The sequence below is a fragment of the Rania fehmarnensis genome, from assembly GCF_056494185.1.
In genome coordinates, this window is the sequence record NZ_CM151398.1 from 5,253,596 (window position 1) to 5,266,228 (window position 12,633).

Sequence of the window (12,633 nt, forward strand, 5' to 3'; positions counted from 1 at the left end):
ATGTAGAAACGAAAAAAGGCCGATGGCTAACCACTAACCACCGGCCGATTGAAAAGTGGCCTGGAATTCTTGAAACAAATTTCAACTTACGCAGTCACGGCAGTTAGCCGAGAGGGCGAAGATCGTAACCTTGTAGGTGTAACGTTGGTCTTCAACACCCAGCAGTGTCGCCTCTGCGTTAGCGAGAAACTCCTGGCAGTCGGGGTCCTCACAGTCGGAACAAAACACATGACCACCCGTTGCCTCGTAAATGAACCCACTGTCGCTTTGCACGAACAGGTTGCCTGAACACTCAACGATGCCGGATGCCAGCACGCCAGAGTCACCGGCCGGTGCGAAACCACGGATGTTCCACGCTCGCCCTGCGATTGCTGGTTCGAGTTGAATGCCGCCAACCAGCTCTTCAGCTGGCACAGTCGGGATTTCGTAGCTGTAGCCAGGACAGTTTGAAGTTATCTCCAACCCCTGCCTGAACAGCTCAATCTGCTGGCCGTTCTCGCCGGTTGGGTCGGTGCCGGGCGGGCAGTCTTCGTCGTCTTCCTCGCAGTCACACCATGCCTGGGACAACTGGTTCTGAATCTGAGTCATGAACTGCTGTGACCATACTTCGCCAAGGGGTGGAAACGATATGTCGGGACACGTTTCAGCCAGCGCGTTACGCAAGTCGATAATATGTTGCTTCCGCCAGATCGTGTTGGGTGGTAACTCGGGCACCGGACCAAGCGGAGAACAATCTGTGTCGCTTGGTGGCGATGCTCGAACTTCATTGACTTGACCGATCAGATCGTTCCACTGTGCTCTTGTGAATGCCATTAATTGCTGCTTCCAGTAATGCTTCGTCAGTGATTTGCTTCTCAACCCACAGCAGTGCGTCGAGTACAAGACCTTCAATGCCCATCGCTAAAAGCTTCACGGTCATATCGCGAATGGCAGTCGGGCTACGAACACCGGCTTTAACTTGTGGGGTATGGACAGCCTCAGTCAGCATCTTGTCGAGAAGATTGAGACGTGCCCGGCTGGTTGTCAGCTCGATCAAGCGACCGAGTTGACCTTCGTTGATGCGGCCCGAGTCAGCTGCTCGCTGGATTTCTGGTTCTAGTTCGAGCAAACGCAATCGACGTTGGACCCACTGCACTGGTCGCTTCAGCTCGTTGGCGATGAGTCGTGCAGAGTTTGAATCAGGATAGAGGGACCGAACAGCGCGAGCCTCTTCAAACAGGCTTAGCTCTTTACGCTCAATGTTCTCGCAGATATTGACCCGTCGTGCGACTTCTGGCGACAGGTCAGACACGACAGCGTCAATTGTTTCCCAGCGTAGTAGCTTCGCAGCTTTGCATCGTCTGAAGCCAGCCACTAGCCTGTACTTGTCGCCCTCGCGAGCGGTCAAAACAGGCATCAGTAGCTTGTACTCTTTCATCGATTCAGCCAGCTCTTCCACTGACAGCGGGTAGAACGTCGAGCGACAATTCCAACCTTCGTCAATGATCAGGTCGCTAAGCGACAGCTGCTGGACGAGCATGCTTAGCCTTCCTCGACCTGTCCCCCGATGACTCGCATTAGTTCAGCGCGATTGACTCGCGCCCACCCAGGCCAGCTCGGGTTGATGTACGTAGCTGGCGTGTGCCAGTATTCGTGGTTCTGCTTGAGCAGTTCGCGGAGCCGTGCTTTGACACCTTTGATGCTGCTCTCATTGCTCGACCACTCGCCTTCGCAGTAAACTGCAAAGCTTCGTTGTTCGTAGACAACTTCGATTGGCGAGTTGGGAAAGAGCGTGTCTTTCAACTGACCGAGAACACCCGAAAGGTTGTCCTCCATTTCAATTGGCAGCAGTTCTTTAGCTTCACGCTTCGCTTTCGATTCGCGTTTCGGTTTGCTGCTGGATCGTGGTTCAGTCATGAGAGCCCCATAGGTCACTGAGGATCGTAAGCGGATCGATTCGTCAGAGTCATCGACCTTTACGATCTCTTCGTTTTCATCGAGTCGGAATGTCATGGTGTTAGGTTCTGTTTGATTGCTTGTTGGTGCTGTGGTGAGTTACACTTCCACCCGGTATCGCTTCGGACCATCGATGTCGTCAGCCGTTCGCAAGTGAACATGCATCCGCCATGTCACACCGTGCTTGGGATTGACACCGTGAATCAGCTGCGATGGTTCGCGATAACCAGTGAAGCTGTTCAGTGCGTAGGCATTTGTTCCAACCCATGCACCGTTGAGCAATGCTTCGCCATTCAAGTCAGCGAGCGAACCCTGGACGTGATGGTGACCAATCGCGGAGTAGCGAATCTTGATGCCATCGGTCAGCGATGCGAGACCAGCCATCGCCTTCTGTCGACGTGTCAAGTTGTAGAACGGGATGCCGTTGTTACCCTTGATGTCGTCGCCGTGCGACACGTTGAAGCCAACACCGTTGATCAGCAGGTTGACGCTGAAAGCATTGGGGATCACGTATTCGATGTTCGCGATGTCTCGCGTGTGCATCTGGGCTGTCTTGCCGATCATGTAGTCCCAGTTGTCGTGGGCACCATGGTGATCTTTCTTCTCGCTGCGTCGTCCGTGATTTCCTGGGACGTACACGACAGTGACTCGTTCGAAGTGGGGAGCCAGGTCTCGGTACATCAGTGCATGCAGCTGACCAATCGCAAAGCAGTTCTTGAATTGGTTCTTGAACTCACTTCGCTCGACCGACTTGTGAATCTCGCCGGACGTGTGGTCACCGTAAGCCAGAACGGTCAGCTCGCGGAAGTTGTACTTGTCAAGGTGGTTCTGCGTGTGATCCAACGTCGTCTCGACGTAGTTCTCAGCGCGACGGCAGCTGACTCGGAAGTTGTGGTGTTCGAGCCCCAAGCACTCTTCAGGTTCAACCACTTCGTCGTGGTGACCGTCGCTCAAGTGCATCACCAAGTGCTCAGTGATTTTCTTGGTCGTGGTCGGATGGTACACGCCAGGAAGCGATTTGAACGGAACGATACGTGCGTCCATTTCCTCGACAACCGCGCGGAACAGACCAGCAGTTCGCTTCTGTGCCTTGTTGACCCTGCGTTGATTGGTCAACTCTTCCTTGAGCATCAGAACTTCGGTTTCCAGCTCAAGGACACGTTCGTCGGTCAGGTCCACAGGTGTAGGTGGCGTTGCGTCAGTGACGAACTTCACGTCAGGTGTCGGGACATCCTTGTGAGCTAACTCAACGGAAATGTTGTAGATCAATCCACGGCTAACACCGTAGTCGCGAGCGAGTTGAGCCTTGGTCTTTTTACCCAGGGCTAGTTCAGCTTTAATCGCTGCAACCGTTGATTTGGCTAACTTGGTCATGAGAAGCTTTCTTGCAGGTCTGTCTTGTTGCAGTTCACGTTTGGGTTTGTTGTTACTGGTTAGTAGTCTTCGTCTTCGTCGTCACCGACTTCGGACCATTCGTGGTCGTCTTCATCGTCGAAGTCTTCGTCGAAGTCTTCGTCATCGAAGTCATCGTCGAAGTCTTCGTCGGTGTCGTCTTCCATGTAGTCTTCGTCGTCATCGTCCCACTCGAAGTCTTCGTCCTCTTCCTCGTCTCGCAAGTCGTCATCGAACTGCTCGTCGTCATCGAAGTCGTCGTCTTCGTCATCGAAGTCAGGATCGTCTTCGAGATCGTCTTCCAACTCGTTGAAGACATCAGTCAGCTCTTCAACAACAACTGCGGCTGGCTGGTATGGGTAGGTTCGTTTCATGGTCTGGGTCCTAAGAGAAAACGGTGGTTAGTGTGTCTGGTCACCCACTAACCACCGCTCGATTGAAAAGTGGCCTGACTAATCCAAAGAACTTCCGACAATATCTCCGAGCACCATCAGCTCCAGCTTTCGGTTTTCGCGCAGGATATCGAGCGTTCGTTCATCGGTAGGCAGGTGCAACAGGTCGACGATCAACACGTCTTCATCCTGGCCGGTTCGGTGCGTCCGGTCTTCGGACTGCGAACGAAACTCGGGCTTGTACGAATTGCTGTAGTACACCGAGATTTTGGCTTCCACGAGCGTGAGCCCGAATCCGCCAGTCTCTGGGTTGGCAACGAAGCAAACCTTCTCGTTGTTCTTGTCTGCCCAGTAATCGAGCGGGACAACGTCGTGCAGTATCTTTCCGCTTGAGTGGATGATCGATGCACCACGTCCATCGCACTTGAACACAGACCAACCATGCTCAAGACAGATGCGAACACAGCGGTCAATCGAGCCCTGGAAGCCTGCGAACAGACACATGCGTCCGTGTTGCTCAGCCTTCTCCAACCACTCAATGACAGCGTCCTCTTTCGGGCAGGGGACTTCGTGTGCTTCACGCTTGGTCTTGGTGACTTCACCTTCGCCCAAGCAGTGTGGACACGCGACACGTCGCTTCTCCAGCTTGGCGACCTTCTCTTCCGAGAACATATCGATAGCTTGGAACGTCTTGTCTGGGTCCGAAGGATCGAACCATTCGTCGATCTCTTTCGTGCCGTTACAGGCTGGACACACTTGCATGCCGTCTGCGACTTCCCGGTAGAGGAATCCGTCGGACAGCTGACGCAGTTGGTTTAGACCACCCACAGTTGTCGATGCCGTATTGGCAATGGTCTTCGCGACCTTGACCAGCTTCGGTGACGGTTCCAGGTAATCGCGCCGGTAGATTTTCTTTGGCAAATCCAAGCAATCTCGCTTGTGAACAACCAGCATCAAACCTTCCAGTCGTGCGTACAGGTTGGCCACCTCGTTCTCGGATGGAACGAAAGCGTGATAGTCTGCCGGGTCAACATGGTTGGTCGACAGGTCGTGCGGACCATCGGCCAGCGACATGCAGCAACACTTGCACAAGCCATCGGAATCGAGCCAGCCCACACGTTCGCTGTAGTGGTTGCCGAACTCACCCGACTCTGCCTTGCGTAGCACAGCCAGCCGTTGCTCCAATGCTTTGGCCGAACCCTCTTTGAGAAAGCCTGGGTAGGCGATCTCAGCTTGAGCCCAGATATCGATTGGTGACTTAGGCGATGGTGTGCCCGACATCAGAACCACGTAGGCTTCGTGTCCGAGCATTGCACGCATGCGATCAGCCAGCTCTTGCCCGGCCGCAGTGCGGCGGATGCCGGATGTCTTCAGCTTGCTAGACTCATCGAAGATCACGCCATCGGGTAGTTCCAGCCCACCGGCCATCAACGTGTCCAAGCGTTCGTAGGTCATCAACTCAACACGGATGCTTGAGTCCAAGTCCCACTTGCAAAACTCTCGTTCAATAGCTGGCAGCGTCTGCTTTGGACCAACCCAGAACCATCGTTTTTTCTTCGACTGCTCAATCGTCTCAATCGCGCACAGCGTCTTGCCCGTACCCATTTCCGCAGCAAGGATTTGGAAGTGTCGGGTTAGCAGCGTGTTGGTCATGAGCACTTGGTGCTTCATGAGCGGGCGTTTGAACGTGTGGTCGATCAATGGTTTCTCGAACCATTCGTAAACGTTCTCGCCTTCCAGCCATCGGATTTGAAAGCGGTTACGTTGGCAGTCTTTGACTGACCAAATCTTGCGAGGGTTCTCGTCGAACCCAAGCCATCGCGCACCAGCCATCGCCTTGATCTCGTCTTTGAGCGAGAACGGTGACTTCAGGAAGTTGATGCGACCACCGGTGAACTCAAGCGTCACTGGCAGCTTCATGAATTTGCCCGGCTTGGTTTCAGCGATGAACTTTGTTTCTACGGTTTCAGTTGCTTGTGCGACCATTGTTAGCGTTTAGCCTCAAGACGAAGTTGACCACCGATGGGCGTGACTTCACGGAAACCAGCCCATGCGTTCGCATAGCCAGCACTGATGAACTCGCGGTACACCGATTCGAAAATGGGTTGTGTTGTTGGCTGAAGGAGACCGCTAATTACTGCGTCCCTCCAATCGCCAAGTGATCCACTCAGCAGCGCGATGAAGACACCACGAGTGCGAGCGGGTGTGCCCAGATAAGCCAACCGACCGGTAGCTTGAAGGACATCGAGTAGGTCCAGCTCTTCACACACGAGGAGTCCAGAGAAGTGCAAATGAGTTGCGACCATCGGAGCCATGGACGCAGGGTCCTGGCCAATGAGAGTCGACAAGCACGATGCAAGTTTCTGATCGTCTGTGAATGGCCGGTTCGAACCGTCTGCATGAGCAGCCAGCTTTTTACCAGTGCCCTCGAACGTCACACGCAGCAATGCGTTGAAGTCGATGTTGGGTTTATTGACTAGGTGGAAAACGTGCATGGTTAGCTCGTGAGAAAATAAAAGCCGCAGACAGTGAGGGACTGCCTGCGGCTCTCGTGTTGTTGTTGGGACAGGAACGTCGACTATCGCTTGCGACGACCAGCGACTTCCTTCTCGTCAACCTTCTCAGCCGATTCGACCTTCGGGTTGAGAAACTTGGTGATCTCGTCGGTCAACTGCTTCTCGGTTGGCAGTGCCTTCGGTGGGTTGCTCGACTCAGCAACCGTTGGTGCATGCCACGAGTAGTTGCCCTTCTCAACGCAACGGCTGCCCAGGGTTGCTACGCGAGCACCCTTGTCAGCGGTTGGCAGGAACGGGTACAACTTGCCCGCTTCTCCGCGAGCTGTTTTGGTGCCTGCGAAATACTCGACGAAGCGAGCAATCGATGGGACCCACAGCAGGAAGCTAACACCGAACATGCAACCCGAGTCAGGCGTTTCCGAGCGAGCTTGGATGTCTTGGAACTGTTCGCTCTTCGGGTCGTAGTTGGTGATGATTGCGTCCTTGTCGCTCATGTCGAGCGCTTTCGGACGGCGAGCCAAAGGAATGACATCGACCTTGTCACTCAAGACCAAGATCGTCTCGTCGTTCTCAGGGATGCCGTACTCACCGGGAGCGATCAATCGCTGATTGATTGCCTTGCCCTTGGTGTACAGCTGCAAGCGTCCCAGGAAGGTTGAACCCTTCGCCAAATCGCTGAACATGGAATCGTCAGCAACGATGGTGCTTGGAACGTTGACTTGTGGAACGGAGAGTTGATTGCTGTTACTCATGCTGAAACTCAAAGCCTCGAAGAAAAGAAAACTGGGTTGCTATACTAGGAGCGGTTGGGTTTAGAACTTCATGGCTGCCTCGCTGTGGTTGGTGTTGCGTGTTGCGTGTTGCAATGTGTCGTGAACTTGTGACACCACCTAACCACCGCTCGATTGAAAAGTGGCCTAACTTTCTTCCAACTTTTGGAAAGATTGTTCAGCTGCTGATTGCTTGCGTGCGTCAAGCGATTTACGGTCGATATGCATTGCCCACTCAATCGCGAGTCGGAATGCATCGAGTATTGTTTTGGGCTTATGACACGCGAGAAGCAGAGCAGCTTGGCGGTTACTTTTCAGTTCAGCCTTCAGCTCTTTCACCGGGCGTAGGAATGGATGTGGATCAGCGGTCTTAGCTGCCAGTCGCTTCTCTTCGATTCGCTGCTTGTTATCGAGCATCAAGCCTTGAACGATCTCAGCGACATGGCGTTTGAAGTCCTCGCGTGTCATATCAATGGCTTGCTTCAGATGACGCACTTGCATGTGTCGTGGAAGCTTCGCCATTTGGAATGCGTTGGAGAGCGTGATCTCTCCACGGTCCACCAGCGGTTGAATCTTCTCGTCGAGCGTCAAGAGACTCAGTTGCTGTTTGACCCACACTGGCGACTTGGTCACCAGCTTCGCGATGGTTGGCAGCGTCATCATTGGGTACGCTTGCTGAATGCGGATCAGCTGCTTTGCGTACTCAGTGGGTGTTGTGTTCGCGAAGACTGCATTGGTCGCGATCTGCACTGCCAGGACTTCTTCGTCGGTCAGCTCGCAAATGGTGGCATCGATCTCCGCGCGGCCAGCATCCTTGGATGCCGTCAGCCGGTATGCGCCGTCCACTAACTGATATCGACCTGCTCCCCACGGTCGTACCAACACGCTATTGAGCACACCGTACTTTCGAACTGATTGCAGCAGCTCTTGATACTCAGTCGTATCAGTCCGAACGTCCCGAAGTAGGACTGTTGGCATGTCAATAAGCGATATGTCCACGGTGGTTCTCCCACCACCTAACCACCGCTCGATTGAAAAGTGGCCTTGAATCCTTCAAAGAATTCTTTCTTTTCTAAAAGAATGAATTACTGACTCTTTCCCTTCCCATATAGTGATGTGCATTTTCAGATTGCTTAAGAAAACCCTATATGCAATGCGAGGCGTGCAATAATTCACTCATCGTGACCGGGATTAGTGAATGAAAGAATTTGAAGAATCGCAGAAGATTTCCAGGCCACTTTTCGTTCGACCGGTGGTTAGTAGGTGTCGGAAACACCCATGACCTACCACCATTCTGAGGCTTTATGCTCACTGCATCGAAATCAATCGAACTGTGGCTCCGCTCGCAGATTCGCGATGGCAACCGAGGGTTGCTTGAGCGAGTGCTGGCGTGCGGAACCGATCTCGAACTTCAAGTCAACGTCTCACCTTCAGGTGGGCACCCGGTTCATGGCAAGGCCAGCACGTACACCGATGGCGTGAACGAGTGGTTCAGCTTCCGTGTTCCCAAGGGCGCAGCGACCGAACCGCACTGGACCGACTTCAACCTGCGTTACGATCTCAGCAAGCACGTCGAAGCAATCGGCTGCACTGGTTGGGATTGGCGTAATCGGGTTTCGAAGTGGGTTGGCTTTGACTTCGACTCCATCATCGGACACGCAGCCGGTATCGGTATCAGCAACGAGCAGCTGGAAGAGATCAAGTACAAGACGAAGGAATTGCCTTACGTCGAAGTTCGCAAGTCGACCGGTGGTCTCGGGCTGCACCTGTACGTGATGCTCGAAAACATCCCATGCAAGAACCACACGGAACACGCAGCGATTGCTCGATGCGTGCTCGCCAAGATCAGTGAGGAGGTCAACATGGACCTGCTGACACACGTAGATGCCTGCGGCGGCAATATGTGGATCGCAGCTCGTCGTGCCACCGAAGAGAACGATGGTTTCGGTTTGATCAAACAAGCCGAGACGATCTTCACTGACTTGCCAAGCAACTGGAAAGACCACGTCGCTGTTGTTAGTCGTGCTCGTCCTCGCGTGTCGCTGGCCGGTGTTGATGACAGCGAAGAGGACATCTTCGCCAAGCTGACTAGCAGCACACGTCGTGTTCCGCTTGATCCGGTCCACCTGGAGATTCGTGATCGACTTGCAGAACTGGGCTGCGCGATCTGGGTTCAGGATCACTACCTGTTGCAGACGCACACCGTGTTGCTCAAGCAAGTACACGATGACATGGAACTGAAGGGCGTGTTTGAAACAACCAGCCCTGGCAGTCGCATGACAGAACCAAACTGTTTCGGTTTCCCAATGGAGAACGGAGCCTGGAAGTTCTTCCGGTTTGGTCAAGGTACAGCCGAGCACAAGACTTGGACTCGCACCAACGATGCCAAAGGCTGGACCACTTGCGTGTTCAACAAAGAGGCAACGCTGGAAACAGCAGCTGCCAAGACAGGGGGAAAAGCTACTGGCAGCGGGGGTTACGAGTATTCGACTCTCAAACAGGCAATTGAAACTGTTGAGTTGATTGCTCCCGGCTGCGTCGACATTGGAATTGATGATGCAGAGTTGCTAGCTCGTAAAGCAACCATCAAGCGCAGCAAGGATGGTCAGTTACAGATTGATGTTGAACGTAAGAAAACTGACTCGGAAAACTTGGACAACTGGACCAGCCAGCGTAAGACGCATTGGTCGCAAGTCATCCCAGTTCAAGCCGACACAGCTGATCGAACGTTGCTCGATTATGACCAGAGCATCCGGTGCTTGAAGACGCCAACGGGTCACCCGGCCGGTTGGGTTGTGCTCATCAAGAGCGAGGCTGAATGGGCTCACAAGAACGCAAGCAGCGTAAAGATGGTGTTGCAGTCTGAAGGACACAGCAAGCCAGAAGCTGAGTGTTTGATGGGTTCGGCCGAGCTGAGCCCATGGCGTATCGTGTCGATCCCGTTTGCAGATGAATACCCAGGCAATCGCCAGTGGAACCTTAACGCTCCACAGCTGCGATTCAAACCAGTTGAGCCAGAGCAGGACGGCATGTCCCCGCACCCTCACTGGGATTTGATCCTTGAGCATATCGGTGGATCGCTCGACGATTCACTGGCCAAAGAGTCTTGGGCAATCAAGGCTGGCGTCACCACAGGTCGTCAGTATTTGCAGTGCTGGTTCGCCAGCTTGATTCGCGATCCATTCAAGCCGTTGCCTTACCTGTTCCTATTCGGACCAGAGAACAGCGGCAAGTCAATTCTGCACGAAGCATTCTCGCTCTTGGTTACCAAGGGTGTTGTGAAGGCTGACCGCTCATTGACAAGTCAGAACGAATTCAATGGCGAGTTGGAAGGCTGCGTGTTGGCAGTGGTGGAAGAGAAGAATATCTCTGCCACACCTGGAGCACACAACCGGATCAAGGATGCCGTTACAAGTGAGACATTGTCCATCCGTCGTATGCGAATGGACAGCTACGAAGTACCCAATACGTCGCACTGGATTCAGTGCGCGAACAACCCTGACTTCTGTCCGGTGTTCCCTGGGGACACACGTATCACGATGTTGTACGTGCCACCGATTCAGAAGGAAATCCCAAAGGACGATTTGCGGCAAGCACTTCGCGATGAAGCACCGTTCTTTATGTGGTCGCTGCTTCACACGACGTTGCCCGCCAACAAGGGTCGACTACGTATTCCAATCGTCAACACGTCGTTCAAACGTGATGCGGCTGACTGCAACAAGTCGCACCTGGACGTGTTCATCGACGAGCACTGCGTGTTCGAAGAGAAGGGGCGAATCCTGTTCTCGGAATTTTATTCCAAGTATCGGGAATGGTTGCCAATGGGTTCAGAAGTTTCCAAGAACAGACTCGGTCGAGACATCAGTCAGCACGAACGAATTAAAGCCGTCGCCGGTACTGACAACGCTCGCATGGTTGAAGGCATCGTTTGGGCTGGAGGTAAAAAGAAGCAATGAAGATTCTAGGCATTGGCCATTACAGTCGAACAGGCAAAGACACGTTCGCCAATCACTTGGTGACAGCACTCAAGCTGATCCAGCCAAGCTTGCGTGTGAAGCGAAGCAGCTTCGCATACAAGATGAAGCAGATGGCATTCGAGCTGTACCACTGGGCCGGCGTCAAGCCACCAGAGTTTTACGAGACAGAGGAAGGCGAAGTTGCTCGCAACATTCGTCTACCGATGCTCGCGTCCGGCATCTTCCCTGACGGTCCAACTCCGGTGGAGCTATGGATCAACATTGGAACCGATGCCTTCCGCAACAACGTCTACCCGAATACCTGGGTGGACTACTTGCTGCGGGGCACACAGGACTGCGATCTGCTCATCGTCACTGACACCCGCTTCCTTAACGAAGCACGTCAGATTCGACAACTCGGCGGGACGCTGGTTCGCATGCTCCGCGCCGGTCGTGGTCCACGCGATTCGAAGGCAGACTACGAACTGCTTCGATGGCGAGGATGGGACTACAGCTTGGCTTGCTTATCCAAGCAAGGCATCCACGACTGGGCGAACAAGTTTGCTCAGAGTTATGCATACGCCATGGAGTTGCCACCGTACACGCATGAGCACCGTGTGGCCGCCCAGGTCATGCTCAATACCATTCCAGTCAAACAGCATTTGATCGACGAATACTCGGTCGCTCCGGACGCAGTGTAATGCCCAAGAACTACTCAACCATGATTACACTCAACGGGAACCTTCTGGTTTCCGTTGACTTGGAAACGACGGGGTCTGATCCCGAACGACACGAGATCATCCAGGTAGCCATGCTACCTCTTGGTCACGATCTTGAACCGGTGGAATCAATCCGCCCGTTCTACACCAACATTGCTCCATCGCACCCAGAGACGGCCGATCCCGAAAGCACAGCAGTGCATGGGCTCGACTTAGATGAGTTGATGATTCACTCACCCAATGCAGATCGCGTATTGGAGAAGTTCTACAAGTGGTTCGAGCAACTTGAGCTGGCGTTTGATCGTCGTCTCGTGATGCTTGCCCACAACTGCCCATTCGAAACAAAGTTCCTTTGTAAGTGGATGGGTCAGAAAGCCTACGATCAATTCTTCAACCACCAGACGCGAGACTCGATGCACTTTGCGTCAGCCCTTAACGATATGGCATTCATGCGAGGTTGCAAGCCTCCGTTTGAACGAGTGTCGTTGCCCTGGCTGTGCAACCACTTCGGCATTGTCAACGAGCGGTCACACGACGCGCTTGCTGACGCTGCTGTCTGTGCAAAGGTCTACAAGAAATTGCTGCAAACGGATGTGATCCTATGAAGCCACAGTACCTAGCTTTCTATCTCGATCTCCCGGAAGACAAGCATCAGTTTTCGGGACTTGTTCGTCTGGTCCAGTGGACCGATGACATCGAAATGGACCCTGATGGTTGCCTGATTTTCCATGGTGATCCATGCCCGGTCGACGGCTGGGAGCCCGACAGCGTCGATCCAAACGTATCGCTACCGGTTGCTGATGAATGCATCGACCGGATTCACGCACTGCACATCGAAGATGGCAAGGTGCGACTTGAAGCCTTCTGCATGAACATGCCGTGCAGCCACTTCAAGAAAGTAGTTGCCATGCAAACTTGTTCTGAATGTCCCCTGCGTCGGGGACGACAATAAC

The 12,633-nt window shown here is 53.5% G+C and carries 13 protein-coding genes; 4 read left to right on the forward strand and 9 right to left on the reverse strand.

What is annotated here, in order from left to right; all coding sequences use genetic code 11:
• Positions 1 to 81: 81 nt before the first annotated feature.
• The 9 genes from SH573x_RS17765 to SH573x_RS17805 all read right to left on the reverse strand — a co-directional run bounded on the left by SH573x_RS17765 (position 82) and on the right by SH573x_RS17805 (position 8,004).
• The gene (locus tag SH573x_RS17765) at positions 82 to 813 is read right to left on the reverse strand and encodes a hypothetical protein (protein WP_479349013.1); all 732 of its coding nucleotides are present in this window, start codon (positions 811 to 813) and stop codon (positions 82 to 84) included.
• Complete coding sequence (locus tag SH573x_RS17770; RefSeq protein WP_479349015.1) at positions 764 to 1,519, reverse strand: ParB/RepB/Spo0J family partition protein; 756 nt, start codon at positions 1,517 to 1,519, stop codon at positions 764 to 766. Before SH573x_RS17770 ends, SH573x_RS17765 begins: the two co-directional genes overlap by 50 nt.
• Before the next feature lie 2 nt (positions 1,520 to 1,521).
• Positions 1,522 to 1,992 (reverse strand): hypothetical protein, encoded by a 471-nt coding sequence (locus tag SH573x_RS17775; RefSeq protein ID WP_479349016.1) that lies wholly within the window; start codon positions 1,990 to 1,992, stop codon positions 1,522 to 1,524.
• A gap of 42 nt (positions 1,993 to 2,034) precedes the next feature.
• A complete protein-coding gene (locus SH573x_RS17780; protein WP_479349017.1) occupies positions 2,035 to 3,309 on the reverse strand; it encodes a hypothetical protein in 1,275 nt (424 codons plus the stop codon).
• Between the two features lie 59 nt (positions 3,310 to 3,368).
• Positions 3,369 to 3,701 carry a hypothetical protein gene (locus SH573x_RS17785; protein WP_479349018.1) on the reverse strand — a complete coding sequence of 111 codons (333 nt, stop codon included), beginning with the start codon at positions 3,699 to 3,701 and terminating at the stop codon, positions 3,369 to 3,371.
• A gap of 78 nt (positions 3,702 to 3,779) precedes the next feature.
• Positions 3,780 to 5,705, reverse strand: coding sequence for a DEAD/DEAH box helicase (locus SH573x_RS17790; protein ID WP_479349020.1), 1,926 nt, complete (start codon positions 5,703 to 5,705; stop codon positions 3,780 to 3,782).
• A gap of 2 nt (positions 5,706 to 5,707) precedes the next feature.
• On the reverse strand, positions 5,708 to 6,214 hold the full coding sequence (locus SH573x_RS17795; protein WP_479349021.1) for a hypothetical protein: 507 nt from the start codon (positions 6,212 to 6,214) through the stop codon (positions 5,708 to 5,710).
• An 83-nt stretch (positions 6,215 to 6,297) separates the two neighbouring features.
• Positions 6,298 to 6,987, reverse strand: coding sequence for a hypothetical protein (locus tag SH573x_RS17800; protein WP_479349022.1), 690 nt, complete (start codon positions 6,985 to 6,987; stop codon positions 6,298 to 6,300).
• 165 nt (positions 6,988 to 7,152) lie between these two features.
• Positions 7,153 to 8,004: a ParB/RepB/Spo0J family partition protein gene (locus tag SH573x_RS17805; RefSeq protein ID WP_479349023.1), complete on the reverse strand. Its 852-nt coding sequence runs from the start codon at positions 8,002 to 8,004 to the stop codon at positions 7,153 to 7,155.
• A 305-nt stretch (positions 8,005 to 8,309) separates the two neighbouring features.
• Here SH573x_RS17805 and SH573x_RS17810 point away from each other — a divergent pair, with 305 nt between their 5' ends.
• Genes SH573x_RS17810 through SH573x_RS17825 form a run of 4 tightly spaced genes read left to right on the forward strand, consistent with a single transcriptional unit; the run spans position 8,310 to position 12,632 of the window.
• Positions 8,310 to 10,961, forward strand: a complete 2,652-nt coding sequence (locus SH573x_RS17810; protein ID WP_479349024.1) for a DUF5906 domain-containing protein — start codon at positions 8,310 to 8,312, stop codon at positions 10,959 to 10,961.
• Positions 10,958 to 11,662 carry a nucleoside/nucleotide kinase family protein gene (locus SH573x_RS17815; RefSeq protein ID WP_479349025.1) on the forward strand — a complete coding sequence of 235 codons (705 nt, stop codon included), beginning with the start codon at positions 10,958 to 10,960 and terminating at the stop codon, positions 11,660 to 11,662. The genes SH573x_RS17810 and SH573x_RS17815 overlap by 4 nt, the downstream gene beginning before the upstream one ends.
• A 20-nt stretch (positions 11,663 to 11,682) precedes the next feature.
• On the forward strand, positions 11,683 to 12,285 hold the full coding sequence (locus SH573x_RS17820; protein ID WP_479349027.1) for a 3'-5' exonuclease: 603 nt from the start codon (positions 11,683 to 11,685) through the stop codon (positions 12,283 to 12,285).
• The gene (locus tag SH573x_RS17825; RefSeq protein ID WP_479349028.1) at positions 12,282 to 12,632 is read left to right on the forward strand and encodes a hypothetical protein; all 351 of its coding nucleotides are present in this window, start codon (positions 12,282 to 12,284) and stop codon (positions 12,630 to 12,632) included. The genes SH573x_RS17820 and SH573x_RS17825 overlap by 4 nt, the downstream gene beginning before the upstream one ends.
• Position 12,633: the final 1 nt, after the last annotated feature.